Consider the following 17,624-nt stretch of genomic DNA (forward strand, 5'->3'; position numbering starts at 1 on the left):
CTTCTGTGTCGTTAAGCATTCAAATGGGCGCGCGCGGTGGGTAGATCCGCGTCGGCAGCCAGAAAATCAGCAGGATCATCGCGCCGGCCAGCACGGCCATGCAGGCGTACAAGTCCGCCGAGGTCAGCACCAGGGCTTGCTGGTGCAGGCGCCGGGCAAGGTCGGCAGGGTTGCCTTCGACCCACGGCGAGTTGCCGAGGCGGTCCACCAGGTGGGTGGAGTGAAAGTGCAGGCGCGCCGTGGTCAGGGCGTCCAGCACCCCGGTGGCGACCACGGCCGCCAGGCCCTTGACCGTGTTGAACCAGGCCGAGGCGTAGGGCCCTTCCATGGGCGTGATGCTGCCGGTGGAGAGCATCAGCAGCGGCAGCACGGCCATGGGCTGGCCGAAGATCTGCAACAGTTGCAGCACGTAGAAGTCGTCGCGGATCCAGGCCGAGGTCAGTTGAGTGCCGCCGGCGCAGGACAGCGCCAGCATCCCCAGGCCAATCCCCAGCACCCAGCGGCAATCGACCCGGCGCTGGTTGCACAGGGCCGCCACCAGCGGCAGCGCGATCAATTGCGGCAGCGCCATCACCAGCATCACCGGCGCCGTTTGCAAGGGCCGATAGCCCTGGACCTGGGCCAGGTAGGCCGACGGAATCAGGATGACCGCCAGCAGCACCATCAGCACCCCGGCCAGGGTCAGCAGGGAGAACGACAAATTGCGCACCCCCAGCATCTGCAACTTGAAAAACGGGATCGGTTGCGACCATTCGTTGACCAGAAACAGCACCAACAGCAGGGCCCCGCCGCCGAGCAAGGTGCAGATCAGGCCTGACTCGAACCAATCCAGGCGATTGCCCTGCAACAGGCCGATCACCAACATGCAGATCGCCGGGAACCCCAGCAGCAGGCCGCGCCAGTTGAATTGCTTGAAGCGCTCCAGGCGCAGCGGGTCTTGGGGCAAGCCGTAGGCCACCGCCGCCATAGCCAACAGGCACGGCGCGACGATCTGCCAGAACGCCCACTGCCACCCGACGTATTCGGTCCACAGCGCCGCCAGCGGCGTGCCCAGGCTGGGGCCGAAGGTGGCGGTCAGGGCATAACCGGCCAGGCCATAGAGCTTGACGTTGGCGGGCAAAAAACGCAGGGCCACGGTCATCAGCATCGGCGGCAGCGCGCCACCGGCCAGGCCTTGCACGGTGCGCAGCAGCAACAGGCTTTCGTAGTTGGGGGCAAAGGGGCACAGCACGCCCAGCACGGTGAACAGGCCCATGGCCGCGAGGGTGAAACGGCGCAGGGAGAACGTCACCGAGCACCAGGGTGCGAAGGCCATGGCCGCCACGGACGTGGCCGTGTAGCAGGCCACCAGCCAGGTGCCTTCGTCGTAACCGATGTACAACGCACCACGGATATCGGCCAGGGCAACCTTGGTGACCATCTCGTTAAGGCCCGACACCAGCACCGCCAGCAACACACCCACCAAACCGATGATGATCCGCGGCCCGAACACCGGCGGCGCCGCGGCTGCCGGCTTGGCGGGTGCCGCAACAGCAGCAGGCGCGGCGACAGCAAGGGAACTCATAAGCAGCACAACTCCGGTTGAGAAATACCGGAGCAGTTTAAGAACGCTGATAGCTGACGAAAACTGACTTATTGGCAGCTTATAAGTGCGTGCCGCGCAGCAATTGCGCAGAACGGTTTAAACACTATCCCTGTGGGAACAATGACCGCGGTGTAACAAATGAACCCTGTGGGAGCGGGCCTGCCCGCGATGGCGGTATTCCATCCGCCGCAGGTGCATCGCCTGCCCCGGCCTCATCGCGGGCCGGGCCCGCCCCCACAGTTCAACTGTGGTGTGGGTGGGATTTATGGCAGGTATTCACTTTCCACTGTGGGAGCGAGCCTGCTCGCGATGGCGGCATTCCAGCCGCCGCAGGTGCATCGCCTGCCCCGGCCTCATCGCGGGCGGGGCCCGCTCCCACAGTTCAACTGTGGTGTGGGTGGGATTTATGGCAGGTGTTCACTTTCCACTGTGGGAGCGAGCCTGCTCGCGATGGCGGCATTCCAGCCGCCGCAGGTGCATCGCCTGCCCCGGCCTCATCGCGGGCCGGGCCCGCTCCCACAAGGGGTGGGGGCTGGCCTTAGGTCCCGTTCCCATGGCGGGTGAAGGCTTTTCTCACCTTGGCTGCGCCTGCGACCAGGTTTCATCGCAGGTGGACTTGAGGGTTTCGCGCAGCCATTTGTGGGCCGGGTCTTTGTCGTAGCGCGGGTGCCAGGCCTGGGTGAGCATCAGGGTCGATAACGGGATCGGCAGGTCGAAGGCGCGCACGCGCAGGCCCAGGCGGGTGACGCTGGAAATGGTTTCCTTGGGCACCGGCAAGATCAGGTCCGAGTCGGGCAAGGCGAACATCGCCGCGTGGAAGCTCGGCGCGATCACCGCCACCCGCCGTTCCAGGCCCATCTCGTTGAGCGCGGTGTCGATGGGCCCGCGGGCGATGCCGCGCCGCGACATGCTGATATGGGCAAACCCGGCAAAACGTTCGGCGGTGATTTCCCCGTCGAACAGCGGGTGATCTTCCCGGGCCAGGCCGACGAAGGTAGTGGAGAACAGGTTCTGCACCTTCACTTCCGGGGTTTGCGGGCGGGAGTTGCTGATGCGCAGGTCGATGCGCCCTTCGCGCAGCGCCTCGTCGTCAGCGTCGCCCTCGGGCACGAAGCGCAGTTCGCAATGGGGCGCCTCGCGGTCCATGGCGGCGAACAGGCGCCCGCCGTACACGCCGACGAAAAAGTCATTGGCGCGGATGTTGAAGCGCCGACGCAAGGTGCGCAGGTCTACCTGGTCGGCCGAGCGGAACACCCGCGCCGCCTGCTCCACCACGGCGCGCACCTGGTTGTGCAGTTCCAGGGCCTTGGGCGTGGGCACCAGGCCACGCCCGGCGCGCACCAGGATCGGGTCGCCCACCGCTTCGCGAATCCGCGTCAGGGTGCGGCTCATCGCCGCCGGGCTGAGGTTCATGCGCCGCGCGGCGCCCACCACGCTGCCCTCGTCGAGCAAGGCGTCGAGGGCGACAAGTAGGTTCAGATCGGGAAGCTGCATGCCAGGCACTCACAAAAGTTGAAGATTGAGCCAGGCGCAATGCTAGCAGCTTGCCTAGCCAGGCACCGTGTCGCCCTCGGTCAGCGCCAGCCGTCGGCTTTGCAGCCAAGGGCCGAATGCCTCGGCCAGCAGGGGCCGGGAGATCAGGTAGCCCTGGGCCACCTGGTAGCCCTGCTGCTGGAGCACCCGTTGTTGGGCTGCGGTTTCGACGCCTTCGGCCACCACACGCAACTTGAGGCTTTCGCCAATACGGATCACCGCCTCGCTGAGGGCCTGGCTGGTGGTGTCGTGTTCCAGGTCGTGGACGAAACTGCGGTCAAGCTTGAGCTCTTGAATCGGGATACGCCGCAAGTAGCTGAGGCTCGAATAGCCGGTGCCGAAATCGTCCATCGCCAGGCAAATGCCCATGGCGTGGACCTCATTGATGGTGGTGAGGGTATCGGGGTTGCTGTCCATCACCACGCTTTCGGTGATTTCCAGGGTCAGGTCGGCCACCGTGAGCCCATGCTGGGCGAGGATTTCGCCGATCAGCATGGGCAACTGCCGGTTGTGGAAATTGGTCGGCGACAGGTTCACCGAGACACAGGGCACCGCCAACCCTTCGCGCCGCCAGGCCGCCAACTGCTGGCACGCCTCGCGCAGCGCCCACTGCCCGAACTCGCCGATCAACCCGCATTCTTCGGCCAGGGGGATAAAACAGGTGGGCGAGATATGCCCCAGTTGCGCGTGATGCCAGCGGGCCAGGGCTTCGACGCCGTACAGGGCCCCGGTGCGCAGGTCGATCTGGGGCTGATACATGAGGAAAAAGGTTTTCTGCTTGATGGCCTGGCGCAGCGCGGTTTCCAGGTTGAGCCGCCCCCGGGCGAGTTGGTCCAGCCCCTCGCTGAAAAAACTCACACTGCCGCGTGCGCGGGTCTTGGCCTGGAACATGGCCATATCCGCGCGATGCAAGAGTGTGGCCATGGTGCGCCCGTCCTCGGGAAACAGGCTGGCGCCGATGCTGGCCGAGGGGGTCAGCACCACGCCGGCGATCTGGCAAGGCGTCGCCAGGCTCTTGCGCAGCTCTTCGATCACCGCCACTGCCTGCTGTGGCCCGCACCGCGGGAGCACCAGCACAAACTCATCGCCCGACAACCGGCTGACAATGTCTACCTGGCGGCGCTGTTCGCTCAAACGCCGGGCGGTGATGCGCAGGAATTCATCCCCGGCCGCATGCCCCAGTGAATCGTTGACCTGCTTGAAGCGGTCCAGGTCAACGAACAGGACGGTCAGCTGCGTATGGTTGCGCCCCGCCTCGGCGATGGCCTGGTCGGCCCGGGCGTACAACAGGTTGCGATTGGGCAGGCCGGTCAATTCGTCGTAGAAGGCCAGTTGCCGGATGTGGGCGCGCGACTCTTCACGCTCCAGGGCCAGGGCACACAACTGAATGCTGGCGTTGACCAGCAAGCGATGCAGCTCGCTGGGCTCGTCGGGTTGCCGGTAATAGAAGGCAAAAGTGCCGAGCACGCGCCCCGAGCTGGATTTTATCGGCGTCGACCAACAGGCCCGTAACCCCAGCGGGAGGGCCAGGTCGCGGAAGTCTTCCCAGTTCGGGTGGCTGGCAATATCGCTGACCATCACGGCTTCGCCGCGAAATGCGGCGGCCCCGCACGAGCCAATGGCCGGACCAATGGCCAGCCCTTCCAGGGCCGCGCCGTAACTCGCAGGCAGGCTCGGTGCCGCCAGGGTATGCAGCGCGCCCTGGGCATCGATACTGAGCACCGTGGCGATCACGTCCGGAGCGATGCGCTCGACCTCCCGGCACGCCAGGCTCATCAATGATTCCAGGCACGCCTCCTGGACCATGGCTTCGAGCATTTTGTGGCGCAAAACCTCGGGCATCCGCGAGTGGGTCACATCGTTGAGGACGCTGACGCTGTTAAGCAGCACACCCTGGGCATCGCACACCGGATGGGAGGTGACGTCGCACCACACCCGCGAACCGTCGAGGTGGTAGCCCACCACTTGGGATTGGTGGGATTGGCCGCGGGTCAGGGCCTCATGCAGGGCGGTTTGCGCCAACGGGTCGAGGTCCGGGGCAATCACCTGGCAGGGGCTTTTGCCGCGCACCTGCTCGGCCTGGTGGCCAAACAGGCGGGTAAAGCCCTCGTTGATGTAAACAATGCGAAATTGATTGTCGGTGAGGATGATGGCGTTTTGCGTGGTATCGACCACCAACGACAGCAGAAACAGCCTCTCGCGCTCCTCATGCTGGTCGGTGATGTCTTTGATAAACGCGGTATAGAGCTGTTGCCCGGGCGTCTCGACCTTGGAGATCGACATCGCGCCCCAGCGCCGCCCGCCGTCGTTGCGCTCGATCAGCACGACGCGGCTGGTGCCGACAATCCGGTTGATGCCCGTCACGCGGTTTTTGTCGATGTAGCTGTCGTGATCGGCGCGGATCAGTTGCGGCACCAACAGGCTGACGTTGTGGCCCAGCACCTCGTCGCGACGGTAGCCCCAGAGCTTTTCGGCTGCGGCGTTGAACAGAATGACCTGATTGCGCTGATCGATGACCACCACGCTATCAATGCTCTGCTCCAACGTCTGGATGAAGATGTGCGAGAGATCTTGGAGGTTCGACATGGGTGCGTCCTGCTGACAACTGTTGTTTTTATCTTTACGCCGGGCCCCATCCCCTGGGATTGCATACCGGTTGCACTGCCCTGTGTGGCAGCCGCCGGGTCAGGTCTTGAAATGCCTGACCATGGCGCTCAACTCCGACGCCAGGCGCGACAATTCGCCGCTGGCGGAACTGGTCTGGTGGGCCCCTTCGGCCGCCACGGTCGATAGCTCGCGGATGTTGAGCAGGTTGCGGTCCACCTCATGGGCAACCTTGGCCTGCTCCTCCGTGGCACTGGCGATCACTAGGTTGCGTTCGGTGATCTGGCTCACCGCCAGGAAGATTTCTTCCAGGCTCTGGCCCGCGGCTTCCGTGGCCAGCAACGTGGTGCCGGCGCGGCGGGTGCTGGCGTCCATGGCCTCCACGGCCTGGTGGGTGCCGGTCTGGATACCGGCAATCATCTGCTCGATTTCCTGGGTCGATTCCTGGGTGCGATAAGCCAAGGTGCGCACCTCGTCGGCCACCACCGCGAAACCACGTCCGGCATCGCCGGCACGGGCGGCCTCGATGGCGGCGTTGAGGGCCAGCAGGTTGGTTTGGTCGGAAATGCTGCGGATCACTTCCAGCACCCGGCCGATATCCCGGGTCTGGACCGCCAGGTCTTGCACCAGGTCGGAACTGGTCTTGATCTCGCGGCTCATGGCATCGACTTCGTCGAGGCTGGTTTGCACCTGGCGCCGGCTCTCCCCGGCCAACTGGTTGGTGGCGCTGGAGGCTTCGGAGGTCGAAACGGCATTACGCGCCACCTCCTCCACCGCCGCCGTCATCTGGGTCACGGCGGTGGCGGCCTGCTCCAGTTCGTTGTGCTGTTGGTGCAGGCCGCGATTGCTTTCCACCGTGACCCGGCTCAGTTGTTCGGCAGAGCTGGCCAACTGATGGGCGCAATGGCTGATCTGTTCGATGGTCTGGCGCTGGCTGGCCTGCATCTGCTGTAAGCCGTTGAACAGTTGGCCGATTTCATTGTTCGACTGGGCGTCGATGGGGTGGCGCAAATCCCCGGCGGCGATTTCCTCGAAATGGCGCCCGGCCTCGCGCAGCGGGCGCAGCACCCGGGTGGCGATAAACCACCAGCAACCGGCCGCCAGCAACCCGGCAATCAGCAGCAACACCACGGCCTGGACCTGGGCCACACTGTAGCGCGTGTGCGCCTCGTCCATGATCGCGACGGTTTGCGCATCCAGGGCCTGCTCGAATGCCGTCAGGGCGGTGTCGAAGCTGTCGTTGGCGGCGCGGGCCTTGAGGTTGACCGCGATGTAGCGCTCCTCGGAGCCGTCCTTGAGGGCCTGCATCTGTTCATTCAGGGTGCTGCGATACACCGCAAAGGCCTGCTGCAGGGCGGCGATGTCTAGGGCCGACGGGTGCTTTTTTTCCTGGGCGCTGAACGCCTCGAAAAACACCAGCGCTTCCTCGAACAAGGTTTTGGCCCGCTGCAGGCTGGCGGCGGCCTTCTCGCTGTCGCCGGCGCGTGCCTCCAGGAAAGCACCCGCCATTCCCACCCGTGAGCGCAGCAAACGCAGGTAGGCCAGGTGCACCCGGCTGTTCTGGGTAACGCCGACCTCATGCAGGCGTTCGATCTGCGCATCGGTGTTCATGGAGCTGCGCCAACTGGTCAGGGAGGAAACCAGCAACGCGCAGACGAACAGCGCCAACACCCAGAGCATCCCTGTTCGTATCTTCAAATGGGTCAGCATGCAGATGAAATCCCATGGTCGAAAAGCTGGAGCCATTTAAAGGCCACTATCTAATATGTCGCCAATCCTACGGCTGTTTTTTGATCTGAATCAAATAAAGCATGACGCAAGGCATCAATACCATAGTCGTATTACATCATTCGTTTGAACGGAGTAAGCCCGGAAACTGTCGCTTAACGATAAGGATGATGACGCAAGAGGTTAAACACACATGAAAGAACGCACGGTGGCACATAGAGTCGGGGCAACCATTGCGTTTCGCCGTAAGGCCAAGGGCCTGACACAGGCCTACATGGCCGAGGCCATTGGAGTGGAGAAGGAAACCATCAGCCGCATGGAAAACGGAGTGATCTCCATCTCCTTGACGCGCCTGCAACAGATGTCGGAAGTGCTGGAGTGTTCGCTGAGCGACCTGGTACGCGCCAGTGCCAATGATGCCCACAGCCACTCACAGAGCGTCAACGAACTGATTCAGAGCCTGCCCACCGAGGAACGGGTGATCGTGGTGAACCTGGTCACGGAAGTGGTCAAGGTGCTCAAGGCCAAGGGCCCGTCCCAACCCTCGTGAACCTGGCACCACCGCCGCGCAGTCGAACCGACGCCTCCCTACCCACCTCGCCCCCAAACCCAGCACCCACCGCTAGGGCGCCGCTCCAATGCCCCATCAGCGCTCGTGCAAGGCCTCGGCGCGGGCGCGGATGATTGGTTTGAGCAGGTAGCTCAAGACGCTTTTCTTGCCGGTGATGATGTCCACCGTGGCCACCATGCCGGGGATGATAATCAGCGGCTTGTCGTCAGTGCCCAGGTGGCTGCGCTCGGTGCGCAGGGTAATCATGTAGTAGGTGGTTTTCTTGTCTTCGTCGGTGATGGTGTCGGCGCCGATCTGCACCAACTTGGCCTTGAGGCCGCCGTAGATGGTGTAGTCGTAGGCGGTGAACTTGACCACCGCCTCTTGGCCCGGGTGCAGGAAGGCGATGTCCTGCGGGCGGATTTTCGCTTCCACCAGCAGGGTGTCGTCCAGGGGCACGATTTCCACCAGGTCGCTGCCCGGCTGAATCACGCCGCCGATGGTATTGACCAGCAGCTGCTTGACGATGCCGCGTACCGGCGAGGTCACCAGGGTTCGGCTGACGCGGTCCTCCAAAGCCTTGCCGGTGGCGCTGGCCTTGCTCAGGTCGGTGCGCGCCTCGTTAAGTTGGCCCAAGGCTTCGCTGCGAAACTTGCCGCGCGTTTCGTCGATCTTGCGTTGCACTTCCTTGATCGCCGATTCGGCGCGGGGGATCGCCAGGGTGGTGGCGTCCAACTGGCCACGGGTTTCGACTTCGGCGCGTTTGAGGCGCAGCACTTCCACCGGCGATACCGCGCCCTGAGCCACCAACGGCTCGGACATGTTGATTTCCTGGCGTTGCAGGTTCAGTTGCTGGCGGTATTGCGCCTGTTTGGAGCTGAACTCACGCAGCTCCTGCTGACGCTGGATCAACTGCTCCTGCAACCCGCCGACCTCGTCGAGCAGTTGCTGGCGGCGGCTTTCGTACAGGGATTTTTCGTTGTCGGCCTGCACCGGCACGGCTTTCATCACGTCATCGGGGAAGCTCAGCGGGCGGTCCTCGACCTCCGCGCTCAGACGCTCCACCCGCAGCAGCATGGCCAGGCGATCGGCCTCGGTCTCGCCGACGTTGGAGACGAACCGGGTGTCATCGAGGCGAATCAGCGGCGCGCCGGCTTCGACGATCTGCCCTTCCTTGACGAACAGCTCGGCGACGATGCCGCCCTCCAGGTTCTGGATTTTTTGCAGCTTGGACGAGGGAATCGCCTTGCCGTCGCCGCGGGTCACTTCGTCGATCACCGCGAAATTGGCCCACAGCAGCATGAACAGGAAGAAGCCGATGATGCCGTAGATGGTCAGGCGCACCACGCGCGGGGCGTCTTCGATCAACGCCTTGTTGACCTCCGGCAGCGGCTGGCCTTGCAGGGAGTCGGAGCCTTTGAAGTAACGCAGAATCGAATCTTTCCAACCGGACTTAAGCAACACTGATCTGCCCCTTCTTCAACGCTTCCATCACAACGGCTTTAGGGCCGTCGGCGAGAATTTGCCCACGGTCGATCACCAACAGGCGATCGACCAGCGACAGCAGGGAGGCACGGTGCGTGACCAGCACCACGGTTTTGTTTTCCACCACCGCTTGCAGGCGTTGCTTCAAGCGTTCTTCGCCGGTGTTGTCCATGGCGCTGGTGGGTTCGTCGAGCAGCAGGATCGGCGGGTTGAGCAGCAACGCCCGGGCCAGGGCGACGTTTTGCCGCTGCCCGCCCGAGAGGTTCTGCCCGCGCTCGCCCACTTGCAGCTCGTAGCCCTGCGGGTGAAGGCGGGCGAATTCGTGCACGCCGGCCAGTTCGGCGGCTTGCAAGACGAGTTCGTCTTCTACATAGCGGGCGCCGGACACCAGGTTATCGCGCAGGGTGCCGGCCAGCAGTTGGATGTCTTGCGGCACGTAGCCGATGTTGTGGCGCAGCTCGCTGATGTCGATCTGGCGGATGTCCACGCCGTCCACCAGCAAAGCCCCATCGTCAGGCTGGTAAAGGCCCACCAGCAACTTGGCCAGGGAGCTTTTGCCCGAGCCGCTGCGGCCGATGATGCCGACTTTCTCGCCGGGCTTGATGACCAGGTTGATGTTCTTGAGCGCAGCGTTCTGCTGGTTCGGGTAGGTGAAGTTGAGCTGGCGGCATTCGATGGCGCCCTGCACCGTTTTGCGGCTCAGGGGGCGCTCTTCGAAATTGCGCTCCTGGGGCAGTTCCATCATCTGGTCGACCGAGACCATGGTCACCTTGGCCTGCTGGTAGCGGGTCAGCAGCCCGGAGAGCGAGGCCAGCGGGCTCAGCGCCCGGCCACTAAGCATGTAGCAGGCGATCAGGCCGCCCATGCTGAGGTGGCCATCGATGATCTGGTACACACCGAAGACGATCATGATGACGCCAGCCAGTTGCTGGATCAGCAGGGTGATGTTCATCGCCAGGCCCGAGAGCATCTTCACGCGCAATTCGAGGCGGCTGAGGGTGCCGATGGTCTGTTCCCACTGGTACTGGCGTTCGCTTTCGGCGTTGTTGACCTTTACCGCGTCCAGCCCGGCGAGGGTTTCGATCAGGCTCGACTGGCGCTCCGAGGCCAGGGCCATGGTGCGCTCCATGGTCGCCATCAGCGGTTTCTGCAAGGCGTAGCCGATGCCCAGGGCAATCGGGAAGGCCAGCACCGGAATCCACACCAAGTGCCCGCCGAGAATGCCGATGACCATGAAGATCAGCAGGGTGAACGGCAAATCGATCAGGCTGGCCAGGGTCAGCGAGGCGAGGAAGTCGCGCAGGCTCTGGAACTCATGGATGTTCTGGGCAAAGCTGCCGACCCGCGCCGGGCGGAACTTCATCGACATGCCGACGATGCGTTCAAACAGCGTGGCCGAGATAATCAGGTCGGTCTTCTTGCCCGCCAGGTCCAGGCACAGGCTGCGCAGGCTCTTGAGGATCAGGTCGAAGATATAGGCGCCGGTGATGCCGATGGCCAGCACCCACAGGGTCGCAGCGGCCTGGTTGGGCACCACGCGGTCGTAGACGTTCATCACGAACAGCGGGGCGGCCATGGCGATGACGTTAATCAGGAAACTGGCGGCGATCGCATCGGCATACAGCCAGCGCGAGCGCTTCAAGGTGTCGCGGAACCAAGAGCGCGCGCGCGGGATCAGCGTGCCGTGGTTCACGTCGAATTTGTGTTGGGGTTGGGCGAAGAACACTTGGCCGCTGTAGTCGTCAGCCAGTTTTTCGCGGTTGACGCTGACTTCGCCGCCATCGCTCTCGCTGAGCAGCAGGCGCGCATTGTCGCCGTCCCAGCCGACGAGCACGGCGCTGCGACCTTCCTTGAGCAACAGGAGGGCCGGCATGGCGATTTCGGGGATCTGCTCCAGCTTGCGTTGCAACACCCGCCCCTGCAGGCCGGCGCGGGCAGCTGCGCGGGGCAGCAATTCGACGCTCAGGCGCTGCGCGGGCAATGGCAGACCGGTGGTCAGCATCGCCGCGCTGGCAGGCTTCTGATGCAGTGTGCACAACGCCATCAGACCATCCAGTAACGGATCGTCGTGCAGCGTGCGTGGATCATGACTGAGATGAACTCGACTAACTTCTGATTCCACGCTGGACACTCTCTACCGATTGGACAATGAGGTTCTACTCAATTCATCCCAGGCAATTGCACCTTGGGCTTCACGTCGTTCTGTACGACGGAGGCCATCGGCGCGACCACTCCCTGGCTCTTGAGCAACTCGCCCATGGTCGCCTTGATTCGATATTGAGTAAATAACTGTGTGTTTTTGATTTCGGCCAAGCGGCGCGAAGCGGTGAACAGTTCGTTCTCACTATCGAGCAAGTCGAGCAGGGTTCGCTCACCGAGGCTGAACTGCTTCTGGTAAGCGGTGCGAACGCTTGTACTGTAGTCCACATACTGCTGGGCAATCGGCACCTGGGCGTTGGCGTTTTCCAGCGCGTTCCAGGCCAGGCCCAGCTCTTCGTTCAACACGCGCAAGGCGTTGTTGCGGATATCCAGGGCCTGGTTGGACTGGTAGGACTTCGATTCCAGGTCAGCCTTGTTGCTACCACCGGCGAACAGGTTGAAGCGCATGCGCAGCATGGCCTGCCATTCGTTGTTGTGCCCTTCGGTGCCGTCCAGGTTGTTGTCGGCGGTGCGGCCCAGCTCAGCGTCGAAGCGCGGGTAGAAGGTCGACTTGGCGGCTTCGTACTGCTTCTCGGCGGCGACGATGTCGGACTCGGCCGAGCGCAGGATCGGGCTGTTTTCCAGCATCTGGCGGCGGGCTTCATCCAGGTTCGCCGGCAGCAACGCCATGAACGGTGCCGGGCGCTCCAGCTGATCGGGCAACTGGCCGACTGCGCTCAGGTAGTTGGTCTGGGCATCGGCCAGGTTGGTCTGTTCGGTAATCAGGTTGTTGCGGGCCTGGGCCAGGCGCGCTTCGGCCTGGTCGAGGTCGGCGCGGCTGCCAACACCGCGCTGGGTGCGCAGCTTGATCTGGTCGTAGACGCGTTCGTGGTTGCTCAGGTTGTCTTCAGCCAGGCGCACGAATTCGCGGCGGGTCAGGACATCCAGGTAAACCTGGGCTACGGTCAAACCCGTACGTTCGGACGAACCGAGCAACGAGTAGGCGCGCGAGTTCACGTTGGCTTGTTGACGCCCCACTTCGCTGGACGTCGCAAAACCGTCAAAAACCATTTGCGACAGGCGCAGGCTCGACTCACTGCGGTTGAGCGTCTCCCAGTCGTTGCGCGGGCTACCGGCACGGGAACCCGGGCTGTCGGTGCCTTCGCGGCCATAACCGGCCAGCAGGTCAACCTTGGGCAGGTAGCCGCCCTTGGCTGCTTTCAACTGATAGTCAGCCGCCAGGCGACTGTTTACGCCAGCCTGGATTTCCGGGTGGACATCCAGCGCTTGCTGCATCGCTTGGGGCAGGCTTTGGGCCTGTACGAAGCCGGCTGCGAGGACGAACGGTATTGCCTTGAACAAGTGCGAACGCATGTTAAAGATTCCTAGGACTTTCTTGTCTCAAATCACAGCTCCATGGGGCGCTGTCTCGGAAAATAGCAACCGTAATGACCGTATGTCGGAAAGTTCAAAATCGGAACTGGATCACACACTGTAGGACAGGTCGCCGCGTAAATATCAATGTGACATTACTGGGGCGATTGTTTAGGATGGCACCCAGAAGGTCAATAGTTTGGCATAAAGTTAATTTCTAAAAAATATAGCCAAATAATTGACGAATAGAAGCGTCAAAACATTTTGAACTTACATCCAGTCTGATCGGGCCAATGCTCATCAGGCACATGGACGTCTACTGAACGGTACCTGGAGAATCTTCAATGAGCAGTGTTGTTGCCATCGTCAAAAGCATTGTTGGCCAAGTTTTCGTTGTGTCCCCCGAGGGCATTCGGCGTGTACTGATTGAAGGTGATCGCCTCTTTGCAGGCGACCAGGTAGACACCGGCCTGTCCGGTGCCGCCACGCTCGAGCTAGCCGATGGGCGCACCCTCGACCTGGGCCGTGACACCCAGTGGAGCGGCACCGCACCGGACTCCACCACCGACCTGGCCCAGGCCACTGCGCAATCGGCGCCGTCAGTTGAAGAACTGCAGCAAGCCATCGTCGCGGGCGTCGACCCGACCACTGACCTGGAAGCCACCGCGGCCGGCAACACCGGCACGGGCAACACCGGTGCGGCAGGCGGCGGCCACAGCTTCGTGGTGCTGGATGCCACCGCAGGCCGGGTTGACCCCACCATCGGCTTCCCTACCGAAGGCCTGGGTAACGGTGCAGCAGCGACCAACCAGATCCTCGGCGGCCAGCCCACCGACACCAGCAACACCCTGGTGCCGCGCGACTCGACCCTGACCCTCAGCGCCACACCGACCATCACTGAAGCCGGCGGCGTACTCGTCTACACCGCCAACGTGACGCAGGCACCGACCACCAACCTGGTCATCACCCTGTCCAACGGCTCGGTCATCGTCATCCCGGCCGGCCAAACCACAGGCAGCGTCAATGTGCCGCTGGCGCCGAACGACAGCGTTTACATCGACCCGGGCCAGATCACCGTCACCGTGACCGGCACCACCGGCGGTGGCGGCCTGGTGCTGACCGTAGACCCGACACCGGCCGTGACCCAAGTCACCGACACCATCGACACCACCACCGTGACCCTGACGTCGAACCCTTCTATTACTGAAGGCGGCGCGATCACCTATACCGCGACCCTGACCAACCCGGCTCAGACGCCGGTCACCGTCACGCTGTCCAACGGCACCACCATCACCATCGACGCGGGCCAGACCACCGGCACCGTCAACGTGCCGACCGCGCCGAACGACGTCTACAACAACGGCAGCACCGTCACCACCACCATCACCGGTGCCACCGGCGGCAACTTCGAAAACCTGGTGCCCAACCCGACGCCAGCGGTGACCACCATCACCGACTCCAAAGACACCACCGGCCTGACCCTGACCGCCACCAATACCGTGGCCGAAGGCGGTTCGATCACCTACACCGCGACCCTGACCAACCCGGCCGGCACCGCGATGACCGTGACCCTGTCCAACGGCGCGGTCATCACCATCGAAGCGGGCCAAACCACCGGCACCGTAAGCTTCCCGACGCCGGCCAATGACGTCTACGTCAACGGCAGTACCGTCGAAACCACCATCACCGGCACCACCGGCGGCAACTTCGAAGACCTGGCGCCCAACCCGACCCCGGCGGTGACCACCATCACCGACACCCCAGACACCGTGACCGTCACCATCGAAGGCGCCGGCGATGTCCTGGAAAACGCCGCCCCGACCTTCACCATCAAAGTCGACCAAAAACTCGACCACGACCTCACCGTCAAACTGAGCAACGGCGAAAGCGTCGTCATCAAGGCCGGCGAAACCCAAACCACCTACACCCTGCCCGTGCAGGGCGACGACGTTTACAAAGACGGCGAAACCGTGGAACTGGGCATCACCGACGCCTCGGTAGACGGCAAGACCTTTGAAAACCTGGTGATCGGCGACAGCGCCGAGGTGCAGATCAACGACACCGAAACCGAAGTGGTCGCCACCCTGACTGTGGATAAAACCACCGTCACCGAAGGCGGCGACGTGACCTACACCGTCACGCTGACCAACAAAGCCGGCCTGCCGATGGAGAGCCATGGTCCGCTGACGTTCACCCTGAGCGACGGCACCAAAATCTCCGTCAAAGCAGGTGAAACCACCGGTACTGCTGTCGTCCAAACCACCAATGACGTGTTCACTGGCGGCCAGCCAGCGCTGGTTAATAAGCTGGTAGGCGTTGAAGGCATGGGCGTGGAGCAGTTTGAAAAACTGACCCTCGATCCAAAAGAACACACCACCACCGTTACCGATCAGCCAACCGGCGAAGGCGACAAGGTGACTGTTTCGATCACTGGCGACGGCCCAGTCTTCGAGAACCAAGCTCAGAAGTTCACCGTCAGCGTCAGCCAGAAGTTGGATCACGATTTGACCGTGACCCTCAAGAACGGCGCAGTCGTGGTTATCAAGGCCGGCGAACTGAGCGTTCCGTACGAACGTGCCGCGCAAGGCGACGACGTCTACAAAGACGGCGAAACCGTCCCAATGGGCATCGACACCGCCACCGTTGACGGCAAATCCTTCGAGAACCTGGTGATCGGCGGTGATGCTTCGGTAGTCGTGAACGACACCGAAACCGAAGTGGTTGCCACCCTGACTGTGGATAAAACCACCGTCACCGAAGGCGGCGACGTGACCTACACCGTCACGCTGACCAACAAAGCCGGCCTGCCGATGGAGAGCCATGGTCCGCTGACGTTCACCCTGAGCGACGGCACCAAAATCTCCGTCAAAGCAGGTGAAACCACCGGTACTGCGGTCGTCCAAACCACCAATGACGTGTTCACCGGCGGCCAACCTTCGCTGGTTAACAAACTCGTCGGTGTTGATGGCGCCGATGACTTCGAGAAACTGACCCTCGATCCGAAAGAACACACCACCACCGTTACCGATCAACCGACCGGTGAAGGCGACAAGGTGACTGTTTCGATCACTGGCGATGGTCCAGTCTTCGAGAACCAAGTCCAGAAATTCACTGTTTCTGTGAGTGAGAAGCTGGATCACGACCTCACTGTCACCTTGAAAAACGGTGATGTGGTCGTAATTAAAGCGGGCGAACTCAGCGTTCCGTACGAGCGTGCCGCTCAAGGCGACGACGTCTACAAAGATGGCGAAACCGTCCCAATGGGCATCGACACCGCCACTGTTGACGGCAAATCCTTCGAAAACCTGGTGATCGGCGGTGATGCTTCGGTAGTCGTGAACGACACCGAAACCGAAGTGGTCGCCACCCTGACTGTGGATAAAACCACCGTCACCGAAGGCGGCGACGTGACTTACACCGTCACGCTGACCAACAAAGCTGGCCTGCCGATGGAAAGCCATGGCCCGCTGACGTTCACCCTGAGCGACGGCACCAAAATCTCCGTCAAAGCAGGCGAAACCACCGGTACTGCGGTCGTCCAAACCACCAACGACGTGTTCACCGGCGGCCAACCGTCCCTGGTCAACAAACTGGTTGGGGTTGATGGCGCCGATGACTTCGAGAAACTGACTCTCGATCCGAAAGAACACACCACTACCGTTACCGATCAACCGACCGGTGAAGGCGACAAGGTCACCGTGAGCATCGCGGGCGACGGTCCTGTGTTCGAGAACCAGGTCCAGAAATTCACTGTTTCTGTGAGCGAGAAGCTGGATCACGACCTCACTGTCACCTTGAAAAACGGTGATGTGGTCGTGATTAAAGCGGGCGAACTCAGCGTTCCGTACGAACGTGCCGCGCAAGGCGACGACGTCTATAAAGACGGCGAAACCGTGCCGATGGGCATCGACACCGCCACCGTTGACGGCAAATCCTTCGAGAACCTGGTGATCGGCGGCGATGCCTCGGTAGTCGTGAACGACACCGAAACCGAAGTGGTTGCCACCCTGACTGTGGATAAAACCACTGTCACCGAAGGCGGCGACGTGACCTACACCGTCACGCTGACCAACAAAGCCGGCCTGCCGATGGAAAGCCATGGTCCGCTGACTTTCACCCTCAGCGACGGCACCACAATCTCCGTCAAAGCAGGCGAAACCACCGGTACTGCGGTCGTCCAAACCACCAATGACGTGTTCACTGGCGGCCAACCGTCCCTGGTGAACAAACTGGTTGGGGTTGATGGCGCCGATGACTTCGAGAAACTGACTCTCGATCCGAAAGAGCACACCACTACCGTTACCGATCAGCCGACCGGTGAAGGCGACAAGGTGACTGTTTCGATCACTGGCGACGGTCCAGTCTTCGAGAACCAAGCACAGAAATTCACCGTTTCGGTCAGCCAAAAACTCGACCATGACCTCACCGTGACCCTGAAAAACGGCGCTGTTGTCGTTATCAAGGCCGGCGAACTGAGCGTTCCTTACGAGCGCGCTGCTCAAGGCGACGACGTCTACAAAGACGGCGAAACCGTCCCAATGGGCATCGACACCGCCACCGTTGACGGCAAATCCTTCGAGAACCTGGTGATCGGCGGTGATGCTTCGGTTGTTGTGAATGACACCG

At 62.3% G+C, this 17,624-nt stretch carries 9 protein-coding genes; 2 read left to right on the forward strand and 7 right to left on the reverse strand.

Annotated elements, in window-relative coordinates; all coding sequences use genetic code 11:
• Positions 1-19: 19 nt before the first annotated feature.
• The 4 genes from AC19YR_RS17825 to AC19YR_RS17840 form a co-directional block, all read right to left on the reverse strand.
• A complete protein-coding gene (locus AC19YR_RS17825; RefSeq protein WP_095108620.1) occupies positions 20-1,564 on the reverse strand; it encodes an MFS transporter in 1,545 nt (514 codons plus the stop codon).
• Positions 1,565-2,158: 594 nt separating this feature from the next.
• Positions 2,159-3,079: a LysR family transcriptional regulator gene (locus tag AC19YR_RS17830; RefSeq protein WP_500599488.1), complete on the reverse strand. Its 921-nt coding sequence runs from the start codon at positions 3,077-3,079 to the stop codon at positions 2,159-2,161.
• Between the two features lie 54 nt (positions 3,080-3,133).
• Positions 3,134-5,704 carry an EAL domain-containing protein gene (locus AC19YR_RS17835; protein WP_500599489.1) on the reverse strand — a complete coding sequence of 857 codons (2,571 nt, stop codon included), beginning with the start codon at positions 5,702-5,704 and terminating at the stop codon, positions 3,134-3,136.
• Between the two features lie 99 nt (positions 5,705-5,803).
• A complete protein-coding gene (locus AC19YR_RS17840) occupies positions 5,804-7,432 on the reverse strand; it encodes a methyl-accepting chemotaxis protein (RefSeq protein ID WP_500599490.1) in 1,629 nt (542 codons plus the stop codon).
• 211 nt (positions 7,433-7,643) lie between these two features.
• On the opposite strand from AC19YR_RS17840, the gene AC19YR_RS17845 reads away from it, so the two are divergent.
• Positions 7,644-8,000 (forward strand): helix-turn-helix domain-containing protein, encoded by a 357-nt coding sequence (locus AC19YR_RS17845; RefSeq protein WP_095108616.1) that lies wholly within the window; start codon positions 7,644-7,646, stop codon positions 7,998-8,000.
• Positions 8,001-8,096: 96 nt separating this feature from the next.
• Here the strand turns inward: AC19YR_RS17845 and AC19YR_RS17850 are convergent, their stop codons facing one another.
• From AC19YR_RS17850 to AC19YR_RS17860, 3 genes are read right to left on the reverse strand one after another with little or no spacing between them, the layout of a single operon-like run.
• On the reverse strand, positions 8,097-9,464 hold the full coding sequence (locus tag AC19YR_RS17850; RefSeq protein ID WP_500599492.1) for an HlyD family type I secretion periplasmic adaptor subunit: 1,368 nt from the start codon (positions 9,462-9,464) through the stop codon (positions 8,097-8,099).
• Positions 9,454-11,607 (reverse strand): type I secretion system permease/ATPase, encoded by a 2,154-nt coding sequence (locus tag AC19YR_RS17855; RefSeq protein ID WP_500599494.1) that lies wholly within the window; start codon positions 11,605-11,607, stop codon positions 9,454-9,456. The genes AC19YR_RS17850 and AC19YR_RS17855 overlap by 11 nt, the downstream gene beginning before the upstream one ends.
• A 38-nt stretch (positions 11,608-11,645) precedes the next feature.
• Complete coding sequence (locus AC19YR_RS17860; RefSeq protein WP_095108614.1) at positions 11,646-12,998, reverse strand: TolC family outer membrane protein; 1,353 nt, start codon at positions 12,996-12,998, stop codon at positions 11,646-11,648.
• A 344-nt stretch (positions 12,999-13,342) separates the two neighbouring features.
• Here AC19YR_RS17860 and AC19YR_RS17865 point away from each other — a divergent pair.
• Positions 13,343-17,624: retention module-containing protein (locus AC19YR_RS17865; RefSeq protein WP_500599496.1), on the forward strand; the 4,282-nt coding region annotated here is incomplete at its 3' end.

The organism is Pseudomonas sp. MF08817, assembly GCF_059862705.1.

Bases quoted from the DNA above. Each gene is read 5' to 3' on its own strand.
- AC19YR_RS17825 (WP_095108620.1), bottom strand. From the start codon at position 1,564: ATGAGTTCCCTTGCTGTCGCCGCGCCTGCTGCTGTTGCGGCACCCGCC.
- AC19YR_RS17830 (WP_500599488.1), bottom strand. From the start codon at position 3,079: ATGCAGCTTCCCGATCTGAACCTACTTGTCGCCCTCGACGCCTTGCTC.
- AC19YR_RS17835 (WP_500599489.1), bottom strand. From the start codon at position 5,704: ATGTCGAACCTCCAAGATCTCTCGCACATCTTCATCCAGACGTTGGAG.
- AC19YR_RS17840 (WP_500599490.1), bottom strand. From the start codon at position 7,432: ATGCTGACCCATTTGAAGATACGAACAGGGATGCTCTGGGTGTTGGCG.
- AC19YR_RS17845 (WP_095108616.1), top strand. From the start codon at position 7,644: ATGAAAGAACGCACGGTGGCACATAGAGTCGGGGCAACCATTGCGTTT.
- AC19YR_RS17860 (WP_095108614.1), bottom strand. From the start codon at position 12,998: ATGCGTTCGCACTTGTTCAAGGCAATACCGTTCGTCCTCGCAGCCGGC.